The 20480-nt window shown below is 61.3% G+C and carries 20 protein-coding genes and 1 tRNA gene; 11 read left to right on the forward strand and 10 right to left on the reverse strand.

From position 1 onward, the window contains the following. Positions 1 to 29: 29 nt before the first annotated feature. The 3 genes from Q0974_RS03150 to Q0974_RS03160 form a co-directional block, all read right to left on the reverse strand. Positions 30 to 1382, reverse strand: a complete 1353-nt coding sequence (locus Q0974_RS03150; protein ID WP_299322534.1) for a HAMP domain-containing sensor histidine kinase — start codon at positions 1380 to 1382, stop codon at positions 30 to 32. After that, positions 1379 to 2098, reverse strand: a complete 720-nt coding sequence (locus Q0974_RS03155) for a response regulator (protein ID WP_299322536.1) — start codon at positions 2096 to 2098, stop codon at positions 1379 to 1381. The genes Q0974_RS03150 and Q0974_RS03155 overlap by 4 nt, the downstream gene beginning before the upstream one ends. Before the next feature lie 136 nt (positions 2099 to 2234). After that, on the reverse strand, positions 2235 to 2861 hold the full coding sequence (locus Q0974_RS03160) for an EF-hand domain-containing protein (RefSeq protein WP_299322538.1): 627 nt from the start codon (positions 2859 to 2861) through the stop codon (positions 2235 to 2237). Between the two features lie 170 nt (positions 2862 to 3031). Between Q0974_RS03160 and lepB the strand changes: the two genes are divergently transcribed. The 3 genes from lepB (at position 3032) to era (ending at position 5682) form a co-directional block, all read left to right on the forward strand. Then, complete coding sequence (gene lepB / locus Q0974_RS03165; protein WP_299322541.1) at positions 3032 to 3889, forward strand: signal peptidase I; 858 nt, start codon at positions 3032 to 3034, stop codon at positions 3887 to 3889. Positions 3890 to 4105: 216 nt separating this feature from the next. Further along, on the forward strand, positions 4106 to 4777 hold the full coding sequence (gene rnc / locus Q0974_RS03170) for a ribonuclease III (RefSeq protein ID WP_299322542.1): 672 nt from the start codon (positions 4106 to 4108) through the stop codon (positions 4775 to 4777). Then, the gene (era, locus tag Q0974_RS03175; RefSeq protein WP_299322545.1) at positions 4774 to 5682 is read left to right on the forward strand and encodes a GTPase Era; all 909 of its coding nucleotides are present in this window, start codon (positions 4774 to 4776) and stop codon (positions 5680 to 5682) included. The genes rnc and era overlap by 4 nt, the downstream gene beginning before the upstream one ends. A 1-nt stretch (position 5683) precedes the next feature. Here era and Q0974_RS03180 read toward each other — a convergent pair whose 3' ends face one another. Beyond that, positions 5684 to 6388, reverse strand: a complete 705-nt coding sequence (locus Q0974_RS03180; RefSeq protein ID WP_299322547.1) for an NAD-dependent deacylase — start codon at positions 6386 to 6388, stop codon at positions 5684 to 5686. A 79-nt stretch (positions 6389 to 6467) separates the two neighbouring features. On the opposite strand from Q0974_RS03180, the gene Q0974_RS03185 reads away from it, so the two are divergent. The 5 genes from Q0974_RS03185 to Q0974_RS03205 all read left to right on the forward strand — a co-directional run bounded on the left by Q0974_RS03185 (position 6468) and on the right by Q0974_RS03205 (position 10604). Next, entirely contained in the window at positions 6468 to 8480 is a 2013-nt protein-coding gene (locus tag Q0974_RS03185; RefSeq protein WP_299322550.1) for a sulfatase-like hydrolase/transferase, read from the forward strand. 129 nt (positions 8481 to 8609) lie between these two features. Continuing rightward, a complete protein-coding gene (dapB, locus tag Q0974_RS03190) occupies positions 8610 to 9335 on the forward strand; it encodes a 4-hydroxy-tetrahydrodipicolinate reductase (RefSeq protein WP_299322625.1) in 726 nt (241 codons plus the stop codon). Beyond that, a complete protein-coding gene (nth, locus tag Q0974_RS03195) occupies positions 9336 to 10007 on the forward strand; it encodes an endonuclease III (RefSeq protein ID WP_299322552.1) in 672 nt (223 codons plus the stop codon). Between the two features lie 49 nt (positions 10008 to 10056). Next, on the forward strand, positions 10057 to 10464 hold the full coding sequence (locus tag Q0974_RS03200) for a hypothetical protein (protein WP_299322555.1): 408 nt from the start codon (positions 10057 to 10059) through the stop codon (positions 10462 to 10464). Between the two features lie 63 nt (positions 10465 to 10527). Beyond that, a tRNA-Arg gene (locus Q0974_RS03205) sits at positions 10528 to 10604 on the forward strand. A gap of 457 nt (positions 10605 to 11061) precedes the next feature. On the opposite strand, the gene Q0974_RS03210 is transcribed toward Q0974_RS03205, so the two are convergent. The 6 genes from Q0974_RS03210 to Q0974_RS03235 form a co-directional block, all read right to left on the reverse strand. Beyond that, positions 11062 to 12450, reverse strand: coding sequence for an FAD-binding oxidoreductase (locus Q0974_RS03210; RefSeq protein WP_299322627.1), 1389 nt, complete (start codon positions 12448 to 12450; stop codon positions 11062 to 11064). After that, a complete protein-coding gene (locus Q0974_RS03215) occupies positions 12372 to 12821 on the reverse strand; it encodes an SRPBCC family protein (protein WP_299322557.1) in 450 nt (149 codons plus the stop codon). Before Q0974_RS03215 ends, Q0974_RS03210 begins: the two co-directional genes overlap by 79 nt. An 11-nt stretch (positions 12822 to 12832) precedes the next feature. After that, positions 12833 to 13858, reverse strand: coding sequence for an aromatic ring-hydroxylating dioxygenase subunit alpha (locus tag Q0974_RS03220; protein ID WP_299322560.1), 1026 nt, complete (start codon positions 13856 to 13858; stop codon positions 12833 to 12835). A 32-nt stretch (positions 13859 to 13890) separates the two neighbouring features. Further along, a complete protein-coding gene (locus Q0974_RS03225; protein WP_299322565.1) occupies positions 13891 to 14343 on the reverse strand; it encodes an SRPBCC family protein in 453 nt (150 codons plus the stop codon). A 5-nt stretch (positions 14344 to 14348) separates the two neighbouring features. Further along, entirely contained in the window at positions 14349 to 16715 is a 2367-nt protein-coding gene (locus Q0974_RS03230; RefSeq protein ID WP_299322566.1) for a TonB-dependent receptor, read from the reverse strand. Between the two features lie 158 nt (positions 16716 to 16873). Continuing rightward, positions 16874 to 17434 carry a TetR/AcrR family transcriptional regulator gene (locus Q0974_RS03235; RefSeq protein WP_299322567.1) on the reverse strand — a complete coding sequence of 187 codons (561 nt, stop codon included), beginning with the start codon at positions 17432 to 17434 and terminating at the stop codon, positions 16874 to 16876. A 188-nt stretch (positions 17435 to 17622) separates the two neighbouring features. On the opposite strand from Q0974_RS03235, the gene Q0974_RS03240 reads away from it, so the two are divergent. Genes Q0974_RS03240 through Q0974_RS03250 form a run of 3 tightly spaced genes read left to right on the forward strand, consistent with a single transcriptional unit; the run spans position 17623 to position 20309 of the window. Continuing rightward, positions 17623 to 18003, forward strand: a complete 381-nt coding sequence (locus tag Q0974_RS03240) for a RidA family protein (protein ID WP_299322568.1) — start codon at positions 17623 to 17625, stop codon at positions 18001 to 18003. 39 nt (positions 18004 to 18042) lie between these two features. Next, a complete protein-coding gene (locus Q0974_RS03245; protein WP_299322570.1) occupies positions 18043 to 20073 on the forward strand; it encodes a dehydrogenase E1 component subunit alpha/beta in 2031 nt (676 codons plus the stop codon). After that, on the forward strand, positions 20073 to 20309 hold the full coding sequence (locus tag Q0974_RS03250; RefSeq protein WP_299322572.1) for a biotin/lipoyl-containing protein: 237 nt from the start codon (positions 20073 to 20075) through the stop codon (positions 20307 to 20309). Before Q0974_RS03245 ends, Q0974_RS03250 begins: the two co-directional genes overlap by 1 nt. The last annotated feature ends 171 nt before the right edge of the window (positions 20310 to 20480 follow it).

Here is a 20480-nt window from a genome sequence, read left to right on the forward strand (position 1 = left end):
TGACGCGCCGATAGCGCGGCGGCAAGCGGCTAAGCGCGCAAGGGCAACGACAGGATCGCGCGCAGGCCCTTCTCGGGCAAGTTCGCGAGCGTCAGTTCGCCGCCATGTTCGCGAACGATGGCGCGGGCGAGCGCCAGGCCGAGCCCGGACCCGCCCTTGGCGCGATTGCGCGAGCCTTCGAGTCGGGCGAAGGGTTCGAACACGGTTTCGAGCGCCGCATCATCGATTCCCGGTCCAGCATCGTCGATTTCGACGAGCGCCATGCCGTCCGCCTCGCGCACCCGTACAGTGACCACCTCGCCATAGCGGATGCCATTATCGATCAGATTGCGGATCGCACGCTTCAGAAGATTGGCCCGCCCATCGACGACTGCCTTGCCGCTTTCCTCGAAGGAGACCGGCGCGCCCACATCGCGAAAATCCTCGATCGCGCTGTCGACGAGCGCTGTGAGGTCGAGCGGTTCGGATTGCGCGTTGGGCCGGCCAAGCCGGGCGAGCGAGAGGATATCGTCGAGCGTTTCGGTCATATCCTCGATAGTCTCGACCATCCGGGCACGCTCGGTCGCGTCCTCGACATTTTCAGCATGGATGCGCAGCGCGGCGAGCGGTGTGCGCAGATCATGCCCGATGGCACCGAGCATATGGTCCTTCTCCCCCAGCATCGCCGCGATTCGGACCTGCATGGCGTTGAACGCCTCGATCAATCCCGCGACATCGCGCGGCCCCTCGACCGGAACCGCCGTCTCGGCATTGCCTTCGGAAAATTCGCGCACCGCCCCGGTCAGCGACCGCAAGGGCCGGGAAATCCGCCGCGCGAAGAGATAAAGCACGAACAGGAGCGCGCCGTAGAGGATGACGGTCTGAGCGACGATCGAAACCAACGCGCCGATCCCGGCGGGCCGTAGCCGCATCCAGCTGTTCAGCCATTGCCCGTTTTCAAGCTGGACGGACACGCGCAGAATATCGGGCGGACGGCGCCCTTCCATCCGGCGCTCGAACCGGCGAGGCAGCCGCATCGCCGATATATCGGCCCGCCCGACCTCTATGGCGCGGGGCGAGAAATCGACGGCCTCAAAATTGCTCGCAAGCCGGTGTTCGAAATGGGCAACGCGCGGATGCGATTCCGCGCGCACGGCGCTTTCGGAGTCGAGGTTCATGATACCCCGGCGGCGCGTGCGCTGCGCGCGCACGGGCAGTCCCGCCTCGATCCGTTCAGCCGCCGTCACGATCCGCGCGACGACCGGGCCCGACGCTTCGGCAAAGCGCAGCCGTTCCCCGGCGCGCACCAGCATCACCAGGTTGATCGCCTGCGCCACGAACAGCGCGAGCGCGACAAGCAGCATCAGCTGCCCGAACAGGCTTTTGGGCCAAAAACGTCTCACAATTTCCGGACGTCCGTTGCCAGCGTATAGCCACCGCCCCAGACCGTCTTGATCAGTTCGGGCGATTTTGGATCGCTTTCGATCTTGCGGCGCAAACGGCTGACCTGATTGTCGATCGCCCGGTCGAAGGCATGCGCTTCGCGGCCCTGGGTCAGATCGAGCAGCTGGTCGCGCGAGAGCACTTGCTGCGGGTGCGTGACGAGCGCGAGCAGCAGCTGATATTCGCCGGTCGATAGCGCGACGGACACGCCATCTCTGTCAATCAGTGTCCGCTCGCCGGCCTTCAGCACCCAACCACCAAAGCCATAGCTCTGCTGATCGGGCGCCCGCTGATGGACACCGCCTGCCCCGGCGCGGCGCAGGATCACTTTGATCCGCGCCAGCAATTCGCGCGGCGAAAAGGGTTTCACGACATAATCGTCCGCGCCCATTTCGAGGCCGATAATCCGTTCGGTCTCTTCCGATTTCGCGGTCAACAGGATGACGGGAATTTCGCCGGTCGCACGGATATGGCGCGTCAGGCTCAGCCCGTCTTCGCCCGGCATCATGATATCGCTGATCACGCAATCGATCGCATAACCGGCCAGCGCTTCGCGTGCCGCGTCTGCATCGGCAACCTGGGTAACACGATAGCCGTTCTTCGCGAGAAAACCGGCCAGCGGTTCGCGAATGCTGCGCTCGTCCTCAACGAGCAGGAGATGGGGCTTTGCGGTCATGGGAGGCTCATAGCGCGGTGAACCCCGGGACGCGATATGGCGGACAACCGGCCAGGGAAGTCACCGGTTGCCCGCCACGGGCCATGCGCGCTGAATTGGGAGGGGCAGCGCGCGGCCAGGAGTTGCGCGCCCGGGCTTATCCGCCCCGGCGCTCTGCACGGCGGGCGGCGCGTGCGGCCTGACGTTCCTCGCGGGTCACGACGCCGTCGCCATTCGTATCGGTGCGGTCGAAGCGGGCAAAGGCCAGCGTCGCCAATTCGTCGCGCGTGATGAGCCCATCGCCATTCGCATCGGGGTTCGGACGGTTGGCACGCCATTCGGCCCGGCGCTCACGCATCCGATTACGCGCCTCGGAGCGTTCAGCCTGATCGATCTGACCATCGCCATTGGTGTCCACGCGGTCGAAGATCGCGAGGCCGCGTTCGTGCGGCACTTCATCGCGCGTGATCACGCCATCGCCATTCGTATCGAGCCGTGCCATCCGGCCGCCGCGGCGTCCGTCACGGCCACGCTCGGCCCGGCGCTCGCGCATCCGCTCGCGGCGTTCCGCGCGGGCCGCGTCACGCTCCGCCTGATCGATCGCGCCATCGCCATTGGCGTCAGCCCGCGCGAAGCGTGCGTCGAGCGCGGCATTGAGCTCGGCGCGAGTCAGACTGCCGTCGCCATCGGCATCGGCCCGCATGCCATGCGGCTGGGCGATCGCGGCGGTGGCGGCAAGAAGCGCGGCAGCGCTCGAAACTAGGGCAATTTTTTTCATCATCATTTTCCTTACGCTAGACTATCCGGTTCGGCGGTCTCATCCGCCTTGATCGAAGAAATGAACCGGGATTGTCGCAGGCTTTTGTCGGATCGGCCGGAAAAGTGTCGCAAATTGTCGCAAAACGGCGTGGCGCGAGGCTTGACCGGACCCAGCCGCTCGGCGACAGGCGGGCGATGCTGAGAGAGTTGGACGAAAAGACGGGAGACGGGTCGCCCCAGCCTTTCCTGCCGGAACGCAGGCGCCGGACGCTGTTCGGCTGGCTGCGCTTCATCGTCTCGCTGGCGATCCTCGCGATTCTGCTGCGCAGCCTCGTCATCGCGCCGTTCAACATCCCCTCGCGCTCCATGACGCCGACAATGCTGGTCGGCGATTATCTGTTCGTCGCGAAATGGCCCTATGGTTATTCGCGCTACAGCTTTCCCTTCTCGCCCGACCTGTTCGACGGCCGCATCGGCGGCGGGCGGCCCGACCGCGGCGATATCATCGTCTTCCGCTCGCCGGCCGAACCCGACAGCAGCTATGTGAAGCGCGTCATCGGGCTGCCCGGAGACCGGGTGCAGATGATCGCGGGGGAACTAATCCTCAATGGCGAAGCCATAGCCCGCGAAGAAGTCAGCGAGTTCGTCGAACCTGTCGAAACGGCCAGCGATTGCGTGGGATCGGCGGGCAGCACAAGCCGGCTGGAAAGCGCGGACGACGGATCGATGATATGCTACACGCCGCGCTACCGGGAAACGCTGCCCGGCGGGCGCAGCTATATGATTCTCGATGCCGGCGACAGCACCGCCGATACGACCGAAGAGTTTGCCGTGCCCGAGGGCCACTATTTCCTGATGGGCGACGATCGCGACCGCAGCGCCGACAGCCGGTTCACGGCCGAACCCGGCGGCGGCATCGGCTTCGTGCCCGAGGATCATATCGTTGGCGAAGCGCTCGTCATCTTCTGGTCGACCGACGGCTCGGCGCGCTGGATCAACCCGATCAGCTGGTTCACCGCCGCGCGCTGGGACCGGATCGGTAGGGGATTTTGATGGTGGCGTTTTATTGTCAGACCTTCGCTTCGCTCAGGCGCGGCACCGGCCCGCTCCCCCTCCCGACCTCCCAATAAGTGTACCCTGTGGAAGGTCGGGAGGGGGAGCGGGCCGGTGCCGCGATTTCCCGATAGGGAAATTCTGACAAAAAGACTCTCCAGCACATAACCGATGAATCCATTGGCGCGTATCGCCAACCCCGCTAACACCCCCGCGATGACCGATAATCCCGACACTCCGGACTGGCTGACCGACACGCTGCGGCACCGGCCCAACGACATTACGCTTTTCACCCGTGCGCTCACCCATCCCAGTATGGGTGAACCCGATTATCAGCGGCTCGAATTTCTGGGCGACCGGGTGCTAGGTCTGATCGTTTCAACCTGGCTCTACGAACGCTACCAAAACGACCCTGAGGGCAAGCTCAACAGCCGCCTCGCCGCGCTCGTATCGCGGACGACCTGCGCGGAAATTGCCCGCGAGATCGGCGTCGCGCCGCATATCCGCCTCGGCAAGCAGGCGCGCGACGATGGGAGCGCGGACAGCGACAATGTGCTCGGCGATATCATGGAGGCGCTGATCGGCGCGCTCTATCGCGATGCCGGCTTCGATGCGGCGCGCTCCTTCGTCTACAAAAGCTGGGAAAGCCGGGTCGAGGGCATGGCCCGTGCGCCGCAGCATCCGAAAAGCGCACTACAGGAATGGGCGGCCGCCAACCGAGCGAAGCCGCCCGTCTACACGATCGTCGACCGCAGCGGTCCCGCTCACAATCCCCATTTCACGGTCCGCGTCGAAATCCCCAATCGCGACAGCGCAGAGGCTGAAGGATCCTCGAAACAGGAGGCGGAAAAGGCCGCCGCGCACGCGCTGCTGGAGAAACTGAAGTGAGTGATCAGGCATCCTCCAAACGATGCGGCTTCGTCGCCATTGTCGGCGCGCCCAATGCGGGCAAATCCACGCTCGTCAACGCGCTGGTCGGCCAGAAAGTCGCGATTACGAGCCCCAAGGCGCAGACTACGCGGACCCGCCTGATGGGGATCGCGATCGAAGGCGATACCCAGATCGTGCTGATCGATACGCCGGGCATCTTCGCGCCGAAACGCCGGCTTGACCGGGCGATGGTCGCAGCGGCCTGGGGCGGTGCGGAGGGCGCGGACCTGATCGCGCTGATCGTCGATGCCAAGGCCGGCGTGAAGGGCGGGATCGAGGCGATGGTGGAAACGCTGCGCAAGCGGCCCGAACCCAAGCTCTTGATCCTCAACAAGGTCGATATCGCGAAGAAGGACGAGCTGCTCAGGCTCGCCGCCGGGCTCAATGCGCTGCTCGAACCGCGCGACACCTTCTTTATCTCGGCGACGACCGGCGATGGCGTAGACGACCTGAAAACCGCGCTCGCCGAAGCCATGCCCGAAGGCGCCTGGCATTTTTCCGAAGATCAGGTGTCCGACGCCAGCCAACGCCTGATCGCCGCCGAAGTCACGCGCGAACAGCTTTACCACCAACTGCGCAACGAGCTCCCCTATGCAAGCGCCGTCGACACGGAGAGCTATAGCGAGCGCAAGGACGGTTCGGTTGAAATCCGCCAGCAGATCCTCGTCGCCCGCGATAGCCAGAAGGCCATCGTGCTCGGCAAGGGCGGCAGCCGGATCAAGCAGATCGGCTCGGCGGCAAGGCAGGAGCTGGGCGAGCTGCTCGGCCGCAAAGTGCATCTGTTCCTGCACGTGAAGGTGAAACCGGACTGGGAGGAAGATCGGACGCTGTATCGCGATATCGGGCTGGATTGGGTCGAATAGTTCAACCGGAGAGCAGCCCCTCCACCCATTCGGGGACCAGCTCCCCCGCCTTCCCCATCCGGCTTTCGTGGAAGAAAAAGCTGCCTTCGCTCGGGTCGAGATTCATCTCCAGCGTTTGCGCCCCGAATTGCCGGGCGGACTGGACGAAGCCGGCGGCGGGGTAGACGGCGCCGGACGTGCCGATGGAGACGAAGAGGTCGCAGGTCGATAGCGCCGCCTCGATCCGCTCCATCTGATAGGGCATCTCGCCAAACCACACGATATCGGGGCGGATATGGCCGCGTGCACCGCATGCCGGGCAGGTCGGCCGCTCCGCCATCTTGCCCTCGAACGGGCGTCGGTCGCCACAGGCCAGGCACCAGCCCGATTTGAGCTCGCCATGCATATGCAGCAGCCGCTTCGCCCCGCCCCGCTCGTGCAGATCATCGACATTCTGCGTCACGATCAAGAGCTCGCCCGGCCATTCCGCATCCAGCCGGCCCAATGCATCATGCGCCGGATTGGGTTCGACGGTATGTAGCTTCGCGCGCCGCTGATCGTAGAAATCGAGCACAAGATCGGGATCGCGGGCATAAGCTTGGGGCGTCGCCACATCCTCAACCCGGTGCCCTTCCCACAGCCCGTCCGGCCCGCGAAAGGTCGGCACACCGCTCTCGGCGGAGATTCCGGCACCGGTCAGGACGACGATATTGCGGATGTCTGCCATGGACACCGCCTTAGCCAAGCCATGCGCCGCGCCACAACAGCAATCTCTTTTTAATCAATAGTATTTATTTATCAGCAAGATGAAATCGAAAGCCGCCATTGGGGCCCGCGGCGGAAGCCGCCGGGGCGCGCTTGAACTTGCCGCACGCTTCACGCTGCCCGGCACGGTAGCGCTCGCGCTGATGTTCGAACTGCTGCTCGCCGAGCGCAAATTTGCGATCTTCGGCGGCGGGTTCGGCCAATCGCGCACGCTCGACACGCCGGTGGAGATTGGTGTTTTCCTGATCGCACTGCTGCTCTGCCAGGCGATGATCTTCTACCTGCTGTTCCGCTTCGTGCGGCGGCTGCACGGCCACCGGGCCGATACGGTGCGCTTCCATTTCAACTTCCTCTTCTTCGTGCTGCTCGGCTGGTGCGGGGTGCTGATCGCGAAATATCAAGCGCTCGCCTATTTCAGCGACGCGATGAGCTTTCAGATTATGCGGAATCTCGGCGGTGGCAGCCTGATCGATGCGCTGCTTTATGTGCTGAGCGAAACCGGATTGATCATGGTCGTCATCGGCGGCGCGGCGCTCTTCTACTGGATCTGCAACGCGCTCTTCCTGCGCCGCATGGCCGATGAGCCGCCATTTCCCGACCGCGCGATCATGACACGGCGGGAGTTGGTGCTCGCGCTGATCGTCCTGCCGTTGCTGCTGTTCGGGGCCAACCGGATCGATGATACGCGGTCGGCGCTTGTCCGGTTCAACGCCGTGCTGCTCTGGACCACGCCGCTCCAGCAGCTGACCGATTTCGACCGCGACGGCTGGAGCTTCTATTCGCATCCCATCGATCGCCAGCCCTTCGACAGCACGCTTCACCCTTACGCGCTCGACATACCGGGTAACGGCATCGACGAAGACGGCTTCGGCGGCGATTTCAGTTTCACCGCGCCGCCGCCCGATGCGGCGCCTGTCATCGCCGGCGAGCGGCCGCATGTCATAGTCATCGTGCTTGAAAGCGCGCGGCAAGATGTCATCGACCGGGTCGTCGACGGCCGCGAGCTCATGCCGACCGTCAACCGGATCGCCGCGAACGGCAGCCGGGCAGACGCGGCCTACAGCCATGTCGGCTTTACCAGTTTTTCGATGAAGAGCCTGTTCACCGGCCGGCTCGATCCCGCTCCAGGCGCCCCCTCGCTGATCGGCGACTTTATTGCAAACGGCTATGAGGTCGGCATCTTCTCCGGCCAGTCGGAGGATTTTGGTGGTGTCGCCGAAACGGTGGGTATGCGCCGGGCCAGCCATTTCGTCGACGCGAATACGTTACGCGAGGAACGTGCCTTCGGTTTTGCCGCCGAAGGATCGCTCTATGTCGATGGCCGGATCGTACTGCGCGAGTTCGACCGCCATCTGGGTGACCCGGAAATCTGGCGGACGCCGCAATTCCTCTACTTCAATTTCCAGTCGGCGCATTTCCCCTATCACGCGCCGGGCCGCGAATGGCTGCTCGATGGCGAACCGATTGCGCGCGGCGATATCAGTTACGCCAATCGCGATCGCGTTCGGCGCAACTATTGGAACGCGATGGCCTATAACGACCTGCTGGTCGCCGAACTGCTGGAGCGTCTCGACCGGCTCGGCGTGCGCGAAGACAGCCTGATTATCGTCACATCGGATCACGGCCAGTCGCTGTTCGAAGACGGCTTTCTCGGCCATGGCCATATGCTCAATGAAGAGCAGACGCGAATACCGTTCATTATCGACCGGCCGGGCATCGCAATAGGCCGGCCCGTCGGCCTCACTGATATGCGCGCAATCATTCTGCGTGCCGTCGGCGCCGATCTGCCGGTGCGGCCGCAAACGGAGATTTTCCAGTATCTCGGCACGCTCGAACAGCCGGGACGTATCGGCACGGTCGATGGCGATGGGCGCCGGACCGTGTTCGATCTGAGCCGGCAGGCGGTGCGCATCGATGACGGGCCGTGGCGCCGCTATGCCGATCTCCCCGCGCGATCTGCGATCCGGCAAGAAACCGATGGGCTCATCGATCGCTGGGCGCACCAACGCTGGCTCGGCGTGCTCGAGCGTCGCGACGCGCAAGCGGCCGACTAGGCACAACCTGTCCTACGCCTGCGGTTTCTGTCATGATCCGCTCGGCAATCATTGGCGATTCTCTTTTTTGAACCACGGAAGTTTCGGCTCTATGGCCCGTGACTTTTGTGGCCTTTGCAGAGGAAAATGATGACGGACATCGGCATTATCGGCAGCGAAGGACGGATGGGCCGGGCGATTGCGGTGCTGCTCGAGGACACGGCCGGGCTGGCCGGCGGCGTGGACGCGGGCGGCGATATCGCCGCGCTGGCCGGGTCGAGCGACGTGCTCGTCGATTTTTCCGCGCCCACCGCTCTTGAAAGCAACCTTGCCGCCGCGCGCGAAGCAGGCACCCCGATCCTGATCGGCACGACGGGCCTTGGCGAAACGCATCATGCGCAAATCGATGCGGCGGCGCAGAATATCGCCGTGCTCCAGGCAGCCAACACCTCGCTCGGCGTCAATCTGCTCGCCCATCTGGTGCGCAACGCCGCAGCACGTCTGGACGCGGATTGGGATATCGAGATCGTCGAAATGCATCACCGTCACAAGGTCGATGCGCCCTCGGGCACGGCGTTGCTGCTCGGCGAGGCGGCGGCTGCAGGCCGAAAACAGACGTTGGGCGATGTCGCCGAGAAAGGCCGGGCGGGACTGGACTGCGCCCGCACCGAGGGCGCGATCGGCTTTGCCTCGCTGCGCGGCGGGTCGGTCGCCGGCGATCATCAGGTCATCCTCGCCGCCGACGGCGAACGGATCGAACTCGGCCACCGCGCCGAAAGCCGCGAGATATTCGCGCGCGGCGCAATCAAAGCCGCGCTCTGGCTCGCCGATATGCCTGCCGGGCGCTACGTCATGGGCGATGTACTGGGGTTGTAAGTGAAGAAGGCCGATATCTACCAATTCTACGCGCGATTGGCCGAGGACATTCCCGAGCCGAAGACCGAGCTCAATTACGTCAACCCCTACACCCTGCTCGTCGCCGTCGCGCTGTCGGCGCAGGCCACCGATGTCGGGGTAAACAAAGCGACGAAAAAGCTGTTTGAGACAGTGACGACCCCCGAGGAGATGCTCGCGCTGGGCGAGGAGCAACTCAAAGAGCACATCAGGACGGTCGGCTTGTTCAACACCAAGGCGAAAAATGTGATCCGCGCCGCACAGCTACTCGTCGACGAACATGACGGCGCAGTTCCGGACGATCGTGACGCGCTCGAAGCGCTACCCGGTGTGGGGCGCAAGACGGCCAATGTCGTACTCAACGAAGCCTTCGGTATTCCGACCATCGCCGTCGACACGCATATCTTCCGCGTGTCGAACCGCACGGGATTGGCCCCGGGAAAGACACCGCTGGCGGTCGAGAAAAAGCTCGAAAAGGTTACGCCGGAGGATTTCAAGCAGCACGCCCATCACTGGCTGATCCTGCACGGCCGCTATCTGTGCAAGGCGCGCACGCCCGAATGCTGGCGCTGCCCCGTCGCGGAATTCTGCCGGTTCAAACCGAAAACGCCGGCGCCCAAGGCCAAGTCGAAAAACCGTGCCAAAACCGCTTAAACGTGTGTTCATCTGGCAGTCGCTATGCGGAAAGTTCAAGGAGATACCCATGCACCGTTCATTTCTTGCCCTGCCGCTCGCCGGCGCCGCCATTGCGCTGGCTGCCGTCGCGATCCCGACTCAATCTTCCGCTGAAGACGAAATCCCGCGTTGGCAACAAGCCGAAGCGGTCGGCGAAGCGGAAAACTGCATCTCGCTGAATCGGATCCGCAACACGCGCGTGCATGACGACCGGACCATCGATTTCCACATGAGCGGCGGCGATGTGTATCGCAACACGCTGCCGCAAGACTGCAACGGCCTCGGCTTCGAGGAAGCGTTCAGTTACCGGACGTCGCTCAGCCGACTCTGTTCGACGGACATCATCACGGTCGTACGTACAGGCGGCGGCGGGAATTTCGGCCCAAGCTGCGGCCTCGGCCAGTTCCAACCCATCGAACTACCCGAACGCGGCTAGCAGGCACCGCACCGAAAAACGGGCTAGCGGGCGCGAACGCTTCCTGCTAGGCGCTCGCCTCACGCACCCGTAGCTCAGCTGGATAGAGCGCTGCCCTCCGAAGGCAGAGGCCACAGGTTCGAATCCTGTCGGGTGCGCCATACGGTCTCCCTTACTAAGACTTTCCAAGCACTTTCCATTCCCGACTCCTCAAACGCCGCAATTCTGCGCCGCTTCTCGCGAGCACTGTTTTTCGTGTTCGCGCCTGAGACGCTCTTGGCGGCGCATTTTTCGCGATTGTCCCGATAGTCTCAGACCCCCAAAAACTGTCCACCAAAGCGATACGTTCACTTCGAGTTTTGTAGGCTGGCATCGGAAAGCGAGACTGGAACCGGTCGATCTACAATCAGCCCAACACTCTGACGCGCACTAGCGCGTCCCGTCCATGAATCAGGACAGCAATCCGAATGGTCTCGGACGATGGCTCGAGATGGTGGAATGGACTGACCAATTCTCAAGCTTTCGACATCGACTTTCTCCAGCCATTAGGACCCGAACTTCAATCAGATACACGTTAATCGGACAAGCCCTCGAATGGTCATTTTTGGGCGTGGCAGCTCATATCCGTGATGTCATGGCTCTGAATATCCGGGGGACAAGCTTCGGTGCCCAAAGCCGTGACGCGGCTCGGATAGGCACGGCGCAATTGTCGAGGTCGTCATTGCCAAGGGCCCGGCCGAGTTCCCTGCCGATGGCGAAGGTCGCAATGATACCGCTGCCGGAATAGCCAATCGGCGCCAGCAGTTTCGGCGCGAGTTCAACGATCCGGGGCAGGCGATCAGGTACGACATCGAGATAACCGCTCCAGGCGGTTTCCCACTCCGGCAGAGCGGCTTCGGGGTAATAGGCTTTCAGGTGCCGTTCGAACCTCGGCACCAGATCTTGCAATGATAGATTGTCAGACGAGGGAAGCACCGTTGATCCGATCAGCCTGTCCGCGCCGTCGGCCATCAGCCAAAACAGCCGCAGCGGATGGTTGCTGCCGATCGGCATGCCACCCGGCATCAAGCGCGCGGCTATCTCAGGTGCCGGTTTCGAGGCAAAGACCATGATCGGAATCTTGTATTGACTTGTCGACAGCGCCCGGACGAGCCCAGTCTCATATGCGCCTGTCGCCATGATGGCATGGCTAGACCTGACCGAACCTTTTGCGCAAAGCACGCGCCAGCCACCATCATCCGGCTCGATGCGAGCGACCTCCGACCGCACGAAGATTTGCGCGCCTGTTTCCGATGCAAGCCTTGCCAAGCCGTGACTGTAATTGACCGGATTCAGTGTGCCAGCGTTGCGATAGATCATGGCAGCGCAAAAAGCGTCGCTTCCGGTTATCGCGGACAGTTCGGCAGGCGCCACCGGGTCGATCGGCACGCCGAGCGCGTGCCATTGTTCGGCTATCGTGTCGAGACGCTTGGCCAGTTTCCGGGTAAGTGCACACATAGCAACGCCGGACGCGCGAAACTCAGGATCGAGCGCATGACTGATCGCGAAATCCGGAAAATCCCGCGCGGCGGACGCCAACATGCGATTGAGGCGCTCGCCCCGATCGCGGCCGAGCTTGTCGAGTACATCATCGGGGCTGGGCCCCGGCCATCCCGGTATCCAGCCGGCCGCGTTGCGTCCCGAAGCGCCTGATGCGATTGCTTCGCGTTCCAGAACGACGACCGACTTGCCTGCTTTTGCAAGATGAAATGCCGTCGAAAGCCCGGTGAAACCGCCGCCAACAATCGCGACATCGGCCTCCAATTCCTGCGCGAGACTTTCGCCATCGAAGTGGGTCGCGGCGGTGTCGCGCCATAAGGGCGTCGACGCTACGGGATCTGTCGGCCTGGCGTTCAAAGGCTCTGATCCTTGATCGTCACGTATGGCGTCTAGCCCGCCGCAATGCCAAGATGGTCCTTGATCCGGGCGACATCCATCAGACAATGGGTAATGAAGATATTGCGACATTCCTCGTCGGACATGTCGAGCGGCGTGATCTCGACGGCGAATTTCAGGGCACATGCGTCGGGACCGCAGGGAGTCACCCGGATCTCGCCCTTATAGTCAGTCCATGGCAGCGGCCCGTTATCGGCGATGATATATTGGTAAAAACGATGTTTCGGATCGATGAAGACTAGCTCTTCGACGATGCTGCCGCCACCCAGCCGTTCTTGGTCGAGCGCGAAAATGCGCCGGGCGCCGGGTCCGTCGCCTTCGAAACGCACGCTGTCCATCTGGCCAGGAATGGGCATCAGCGCCTCGCACCCTTTCCAGTTGACCAGAGCCCAGACATCGTCCGCCGGCGCTTCTATGCGTTTGGCGATGACGGCTTCGACCATCGGTCTTGCTCCTATTTGATGAATGGGCCCGAGATATGGCTGCGTGGATAGGATCGCAGGAAATCGAGATAGCGGCTAAGCGTCGTATCGCCCTTTGTCAGCGCACCCGGGCGGTAGTGGATCGTATTAAGGATATCCTTGTCCTCGCCGACCGTGCGATGCATCAGCGCTTCGACGATATCGAAGCGTTCGTCGATAAGCTTGGAATCGCCCACATCTTCGAGCGCGAGGATCGCGAAGGCCTCATGCTTGCCGACAACGGGCAAGCCGAAGCCGACCATCCCGCCCAGCCAAAAATCACCATAAGGGCCTTCCTGCCAGAACAGCGTCGTACCGCGAATGCCGACTGTCCACTCGATCGGGATTCCCTGCTGATGCGCTGCGATGACCTTGTAGCGAAAGCCCCAATCGTCCCAGTCAACGCCTGCATGGGGGTCTTCTGTAGCGAACTCGGTTTTATGCACGACCTTGAAATGCTGCATATCGGGCGTGTTGGCTGCGAACACCCAAGGGTCGCAGTTGAAATAATCCGGGAAACGGTATGTCCGGTAGACGATCTTGTCGTCGGGTACCTCGAAGCTCGGTATCTCCCAATGCGGTTTTTCGCCGTTGAAGACCCAGACGACTCCATAGACTTCCTGCGTCGGAAATTTGAACAGTCGCGCGCGTTTCGGAGCGGGATCGCCGATGCCCGTCTTCGCGCATACGCCGTCGCCGTCAAATTCCCAACGATGAAAAGCGCACTGGACATTGTTGCCAACGACCGCGCCGACGCCGAGATCGGCGCCGAGGTGGGGACAATAGGCGCTCATCGCCCGGGCGACGCCATCCTCACCTCGGAAGACGATGATCTTGCCATCAAGAAAGGTTTCGCTTCGCAGCTCTCCCTTTTTCAACTCGGACGACAGGCAGACCGGATACCAGGATTCTGCGAAGACGCCGTTTTCGCCTTCGGCCGGCATCAATTCGCCCAGCCGTTCGGTCGGATTATTCTGCGGCAGCTCTATGGTGCTGCGCGTGGCAGTTGCCTGTGTCATGGATCATCCTTTCGAGCTTGCGAGGGCCATACTTAGTTCGCCTGTGCGGTCACCAAGCGACGCATATTATCTTCTATCACATTAAGGATTGCGAGCGATCGCTCTCTGAAAGCCACGCCCTCTCCGGCAGGGGCCAGATAGCGGTTCGTCCAGAGGACAGACGTTGTATCGCGGCCGGTGGGAATGGCATGAGCCGATCCGTAATAATCGGCGAACGGCATCGGCCCATAATCGACAATTTCATAGGCATAGTAACAGCCCGCTTCATCTCGCGCCGCTTGCCGTTCGACGACGGCACCGCCGCCGAATTCCTCAGCGATGTGCAGCGTGCGCAAGGCGCCGACATGATTACCATCGGCGACGACTTTGCTGACGAAGCCCGAGCCAAGTTCGCCACTACCGAAATCACCGAGAACGGCCCAGACTTGCACAATCGGCGCGTCGATCTCGTGGATCACGTGGAGGAAGACGGGTTCGCGATCCATGGCGCTCAAAATCTCGCGCTCAGGCTCACACCCCATTCGCGGGGGCGGCCATAGGTGACATCAGTGGTACCCAGTGTATCGGCCTGGCTCAAACCGTTGGCGATGTATAGCTCGTCGGTGAGGTTGGTACCAAACACAGCAAGCTCCCAGCTTTCGTCGGACGGCCCGAAGGCGATACGCGCATTGAGCAGTCCATAACCCGATTGTTCGAGCAGCGGATTATTGTCCGGCACATGTTGAACCGTCGACCGGTAGGCATAGTCGGCGCGCAGCATAAGTTGCCAGTCGTCGGAGAGGTCGGCGGTATATTGCGCGCCTATCGAAAAACTCCATTCCGGCGTCTTGACCAGATCGTCGTCGAGAGTGATCGACGTTACGCTCGCGTCGAGCTGGCGATATTCGGCATCGAGATAGCCAAGACCGGCATCGAAGCGCAGCCCGGGAACCGGCATTGCCGTCAGCTCGAGTTCGAAACCCACGATCCGCGCCTTACCGGCATTCTCGACGAGCGCGACGATGCCGCCCTGCGGATCGGAGGTCACGCTTAGCAGCTGCAGATTTGTATAGTCGCTATAGAAAGCAGCGCCGTTGAGGATCACACGACGATCGGCAAACATCGAGTTGAAACCGGCCTCATAGGTCCAGACGAACTCCGGTGCGAAGGGCGTGCGAGCTACGAACTCGGTTGTCGGTCGGCCGTTGAAGCCGCCGGACTTGAAACCGCGTGCCACCGACGCATAGGTCATCAGATCGTCCGACCAGTCATATTCGATGCCAATTCTCGGTGTCCAGGCGTTCCAGCTATCACCGGTGTCGACATCATGTGTGGTCACCCCGGCCGAAAGCCGATCGAAGCGCGAGGTGAAATCCTTCTCGTCCGACGTATAGCGCAGGCCGCCGGAGATGCTGAAACGATCAGTCACGTCAAAGCTGAAATGGCCATAGGCGGAATAGCTGTCGCTATCGATCTCCGAGGTCAGCAAACCGTCAAAATCAAGTGATGGATGCACGGGATTTCCGGCTCCGCCAAGGCCGGGGATCACGCCGGGTGGCAGCGCTTCGAGCGCATCGAAAAGACCCGGGGCGAAGAGGATCCTGTATTCATTGAACCCCGTTTCATGGAAATACATCGCGCCCACAACCCAATCGAGCCGGTCGTCAATCGCTGTGCCCGACAGCTGGAACTCCTGCGAGAATTGTTCCTGGCGATCGACGACCGATTGTTCGAAAAAGCGCAACGGCGAATGATCCGAATCCTGCCCGAAAATGGCGTCCTGTTCCCGATAGGCGGTGATCGATTTGAAAGTGGCGCCGTCAAGATCGAGCGTTGCCGTTGCGGCGATACCCCATTGATCGAGATCGCTTTGGTTGAAGCCAGTGCCGAAGCTGACGAACGGGTCGTCCGGGACGAAACGATCATCGTAGATCGTACCCAACGCAGGCGCGACAAGGGCGTTGTAAAGTCCGATCAGGCTCCCCGACTGGTCGACATCGATGAGCGTGTTCGCGATACTGTCCTCACGTTTACGCGTATAGTCGCCGGTAATATGAAGCTCGAAATTGTCGGCCGGCTCCCACAACAGCTGGCCGCGGAATCCAGCCGAGTTGGTACCGCCGAGACGCGAGCCGTCGTTGACGCGGCGGACATAACCATCCCGTTCGCGTGACGAAAAGGCGAGGCTCGCGGCCAGCCGATCGGCGACGAGCGGCGCCGTGATGGAGCCGTTCACGTCGATCCGATCGAAGCTGCCATAGGTTGCCGAGGCGCGGCCGCCGAAATCATATTGTGGGCGCTGCGTCGTGATGTTGATAGCACCACCGACGCTGTTCTTTCCGAATAGGGTGCCTTGAGGACCGCGCAGAATCTCAACCCGCTCGAGATCGATCAAGTCCATGATCGAACCGATTGAGCGAGGCAGATAAACCCCATCCACATAAATCCCGACGCCGGGCTCGGTAGTGAACAGGAAGTCCGCCTGACCGATGCCACGGATAAAGATCTGCGAAGACGTACTGCCGCCGGTGTTGCCGTTGCCCTGGTCGAAAACGAGATTAGGCGTGAAATCACCGATGCCGGAAAGTTCTGTGATCCCGCGGTCGATCAGTGCATCGGAATCGAAGGCGGTGATCGACAGCGGGGTTTCCTGCAATGTCTCTTCGCGGCGGCGGGCGGTCACGATGATCGGGCTGAAACCGCTCTGGGCTTGCATGCCCGAGGAGTCCGCGCCGCTCGCAGTTTGACTGGCGGTTTGGCCTGCCGTTTGCGCCACGCCGTCGCTTTGCGCAATTGCCGGAAAAGCGGCCAACGCGGCTGTTGCCAGAGCTGTTGTGCCGAACAAGCCCCTCCGGATGGACTTCTTTTGATCAGTCATCGCGACCCCTTTCGGATAGCGCCGGCAAGCGCCAGAAAACCCAAATGATGAGCACGATGATTATATTTTTAGAGTATCATGTCAAATATTATATTTTGTTTCGGTCCAGAATGCCGGTAAAGATCGCCTGGCTGGCTTTCGCCTGACAAATGGCAGATTTATGTTTCCCAATATTCGAACATGACTCGCAGCCGCCGCTGCATATTCACCATCATCTCCTCGTACGGCATGGCGCCACGGGCCGCCAAATAGTCTTCAAAATGCGAGATCAGCAGCATGTAGAGGAGAGCGACGACGTCATCGAGATCAAGCGTGGGCGGGAACTTGCCCTGGTCGACGAGTCGATCCAGCAACTCCCGCAATTGGCGCTTTTTAACGCGCTCAAAGGCCTTGCGGATGTCTTCGAGCGCGGCGTCGCCACGGTCAGCCGAATCATGCGCGAAAGCAGCGAGGATGTTCAGCGATTTCCAATCATCGTTGAACCGGTAGGCCTCGAATATGGCCGCCATCGCGTCGACACCCCTTTCGGGCGGATTGTCAATGATCTTCGCGGCCCGGCGCTCCATCTGATCAACAATCGGCAGCATCAAAGCGCCGAGGACGCCACCCTTGCTTCCAAAATACGAATAGAGCGTGCCGACGCTGACGTCGGCGGATGTGGCGATCTCTTCGATCGTCGTCTGGCCGTAACCATTCTGCCTGATCAGCGTATCAGCCACGGCTAATATGGTCTGACGGCGCTTTTGCTTGGATCGCTCGCGAAGTCCTGCCACGTCTTCCTCCTTGCTAGCGACTCTTATCAGACCAAGGGCCTTCCACGAAACCCCAGAACGAACAACATATAACTTGTGCATTGATATTCTATATATGTAACGATATGCACGCTATTTCAAATAGGAGTGACGCAATGGAACGCATTCACCTGTCAGCAGATGCAGAAAGACAACTCGGCTTCTCCCAGGCCGTCAGGATCGATACGACTCTGTGGGTTTCGGGCACTGTCAGCTGGGATGAGCAACTCAATCCGCTGCACGTCGGAGATATGGCCGGCCAGATGCGTCAGATCTACGGCACGTTGAACGATATTTTGCAGCGGTATGATCGGGACATGGGCGCGATCGTCAAGGAAACGGTTTACGCGACCGATATCGGCCTCGCGCTCGAGCATGTCGGCGTGCGTCACGCTTTTTTTCCACAGGACTCATTTCCGGCCTCTACCTGGGTCGAAGTCGCCAGGCTGGCGCACCCCGATCTGCTTCTGGAAGTCGAAATCGTAGCCCAGCTTTGAAAACAACCTGGCATGGGCAACAGAGTGAAAGGACGAACGATGTCAGACGGCTTCGGTGAACTCGGGATCGCTGGCGATATCGCGATCGAAATTTATCGCACGATGTGCCGAATCCACGCCGCGGATCACACCATTCAACAACAGCTGGCGGCTGGCAATCTGCAGTTCCAATATTATCCATGTGGCGGCCAGGAGGCCATTCCCGCAGCGATCGCACCCTTGCTGAGCGGCGACGACAAGGCCGTGATCACCTATCGCTGCATCCACGACATCGTCGCCAAGGGTACGCCGATACGCGAGATACTCGCCGAGATGTTCGGCAAGGCGGCAGGGACATCAAAGGGCAAGGGTGGGCCCATGCATCTCTCCGATCCGCATTCGGGGCTGATGGTCACGACCGGCATCGTAGGTGCGGGCGCGCCGATCGCGACCGGGATTGCACTCGGCGAGGCACTCAAGAGCACAGGGCACGTTGTCCTATGTAGTTTCGGCGACGGCGCCGCAAATATCGGCGCGGTGCACGAAGCGTTGAATCTCGCTGCACTATGGCAGTTACCGGTCGTGTTTGTCTGCCAGAACAATCTCTATGCCGAATATACAAGCTTCGCCCAATCGACCCGCAGCGAGACTATTGCAGAACGCGCTCAGGCCTATGCCATGCCGGGAGAGCGTGTGGACGGCACCGACCCCCTACTCGTCTATCGAGCGGCGAAAACGGCAATCGAACGCGCCCGCAATGGCGGTGGTCCGACCTTGCTCGAATGCGTTGCGCATCGGCTGCAAGGCCATAGTTTCGGCTCCGAAGAAGCGCATATGGATGCAACCGCGCTCGCTGCCGCCCGCGAAACGCCGCCGGTCCCTCGCTTTCGCACGCGGCTGATCGAAGCAGGATTAGCGACCGAAGAAGAACTCATCGCAATCGAGGCGGACGCCAATGCTGAGGTGGCCGAAGCGCTCGAATTCGCACAGCGATCCGATCCGCCGGCAACCGCCGAACTGCGTGCCGATATCTTCGACGATCACTCTCATCTCCCCGACAGCTGCGATCAGCCCGCGGCGTCTTTCTCGCTGCCCGACGCATCCGGACGCAAGATCACCTACGGCGCAGCGATCAACGAAGCGCTCGACCAAGCGCTGGCCGGGGATGAAAATGTCGTATTGCTCGGCGAGGATATCGAGGATCCGGCCGGCGGTATCGTCAAGGCGACTGCCGGTCTTTCGACGAGATACGGTCGCGAGAGAGTGAGGGGCACGCCGATTTCGGAGCAAGCGATCGTCGGCGCTGCGATCGGTGCGAGCCTTGTCGGGCTTCGCCCGGTGGCGGAGGTGATGATCGTGGATTTCGCCATGGTATGCATGGACCAGATCGCCAACCATGCTGCCAAGCTGCGCTATATGTCGGGTGGCAGGACGAACGTGCCGATCACGCTGCGCATGTTGACCGCCGGCAATGTCGGTTCGTTCGGCGCACAGCATAGCCAATCGCTCGAGGCATGGTTCGCGCATATCCCCGGGCTCAAGATCGTGGCTCCGAGTAATCCGGCAGATGCGAAAGGACTGCTGCTATCCTGCATCGATGATCCCGACCCGTGTATCGTGCTCGAAGCGATGCGCTGTTACTTCACGCCGGGCGACGTACCCGCTGAAGCTTACCGGGTCCCGCTCGGACGGGCCAATATCGCCCGGCAAGGTAAGGACCTGACCATCGTCGCCTATGGCTGGGCCGTGGTCGAGGCGCTGACCGCGGCAGAAGCGCTTGCGGAAGCAGGGATCGAGGCAGAAGTCATCGATTTGCGGTCCATAGTGCCACTCGACATGGCCACCGTGCGCCAATCCGTCGCCAAAACGGGGCGCGCGCTCGTCACCCATGCGGCCGTCGAGTTCGGGGGCTTCGGCGCAGAGATCGTAGCGCGACTACAGTCCGAGTTATGGGAGGAACTGCAGGCGCCAGTGGCTAGGCTTGGCGCTCGCTATTCGCCGGTGCCGTTTGCCCAAAACCTCGAAGCCCAACATTTTCCCAATGCTGACCAGATCGCTGGTGCCGCCCGCGCTCTTCTGGAAGTCGCCTGATGGCAACCATGACCCTCAAAATGCCGAAGCTTGCGGTATCGATGCAGGAAGGTACGCTCGTGGAGTGGCTTGTTGAAACGGGGGAGTCGGTTAGGGTTGGCCAGGTAATCTATTCGGTCGAATCCGAAAAGACGACGTTCGAGGTCGAAAGCGCGTTTCAAGGCGAGCTCACGCAGATCGCATGTGAAGGAGAAACCTATGCGGTCGGCGCGCCGATAGCAAAGATAGTAACTTAGGAGCAGTATTTCGAACGACCTGGCGGCGGTCGTCCTCGATCAGATCGCAAATCTCGTGTTCACTCCAACGCGAAGCGAACGAAGACAATTTATGCGGTACAGGCCGCAGGTACCTATCTCGACAAGAGAGGCTCGGCTGACGATGGCCGTTTTGGTTTCCCAGTGAGCACT

The sequence above is a fragment of the Parasphingopyxis sp. genome, from assembly GCF_028279465.1.
Taxonomy (GTDB): domain Bacteria; phylum Pseudomonadota; class Alphaproteobacteria; order Sphingomonadales; family Sphingomonadaceae; genus Parasphingopyxis.

What these genes read in the sequence shown, in the direction of transcription:
- Q0974_RS03155 (WP_299322536.1), bottom strand. Translation starts at nt 2,098, where the DNA reads ATGACCGCAAAGCCCCATCTCCTGCTCGTTGAGGACGAGCGCAGCATT.
- Q0974_RS03160 (WP_299322538.1), bottom strand. Translation starts at nt 2,861, where the DNA reads ATGATGATGAAAAAAATTGCCCTAGTTTCGAGCGCTGCCGCGCTTCTT.
- lepB (WP_299322541.1), top strand. Translation starts at nt 3,032, where the DNA reads ATGCTGAGAGAGTTGGACGAAAAGACGGGAGACGGGTCGCCCCAGCCT.
- rnc (WP_299322542.1), top strand. Translation starts at nt 4,106, where the DNA reads ATGACCGATAATCCCGACACTCCGGACTGGCTGACCGACACGCTGCGG.
- Q0974_RS03180 (WP_299322547.1), bottom strand. Translation starts at nt 6,388, where the DNA reads ATGGCAGACATCCGCAATATCGTCGTCCTGACCGGTGCCGGAATCTCC.
- Q0974_RS03185 (WP_299322550.1), top strand. Translation starts at nt 6,468, where the DNA reads ATGAAATCGAAAGCCGCCATTGGGGCCCGCGGCGGAAGCCGCCGGGGC.
- dapB (WP_299322625.1), top strand. Translation starts at nt 8,610, where the DNA reads ATGACGGACATCGGCATTATCGGCAGCGAAGGACGGATGGGCCGGGCG.
- Q0974_RS03200 (WP_299322555.1), top strand. Translation starts at nt 10,057, where the DNA reads ATGCACCGTTCATTTCTTGCCCTGCCGCTCGCCGGCGCCGCCATTGCG.
- Q0974_RS03210 (WP_299322627.1), bottom strand. Translation starts at nt 12,450, where the DNA reads ATGTCGCAATATCTTCATTACCCATTGTCTGATGGATGTCGCCCGGAT.
- Q0974_RS03215 (WP_299322557.1), bottom strand. Translation starts at nt 12,821, where the DNA reads ATGGTCGAAGCCGTCATCGCCAAACGCATAGAAGCGCCGGCGGACGAT.
- Q0974_RS03220 (WP_299322560.1), bottom strand. Translation starts at nt 13,858, where the DNA reads ATGACACAGGCAACTGCCACGCGCAGCACCATAGAGCTGCCGCAGAAT.
- Q0974_RS03225 (WP_299322565.1), bottom strand. Translation starts at nt 14,343, where the DNA reads ATGGATCGCGAACCCGTCTTCCTCCACGTGATCCACGAGATCGACGCG.
- Q0974_RS03230 (WP_299322566.1), bottom strand. Translation starts at nt 16,715, where the DNA reads ATGACTGATCAAAAGAAGTCCATCCGGAGGGGCTTGTTCGGCACAACA.
- Q0974_RS03240 (WP_299322568.1), top strand. Translation starts at nt 17,623, where the DNA reads ATGGAACGCATTCACCTGTCAGCAGATGCAGAAAGACAACTCGGCTTC.
- Q0974_RS03245 (WP_299322570.1), top strand. Translation starts at nt 18,043, where the DNA reads ATGTCAGACGGCTTCGGTGAACTCGGGATCGCTGGCGATATCGCGATC.
- Q0974_RS03250 (WP_299322572.1), top strand. Translation starts at nt 20,073, where the DNA reads ATGGCAACCATGACCCTCAAAATGCCGAAGCTTGCGGTATCGATGCAG.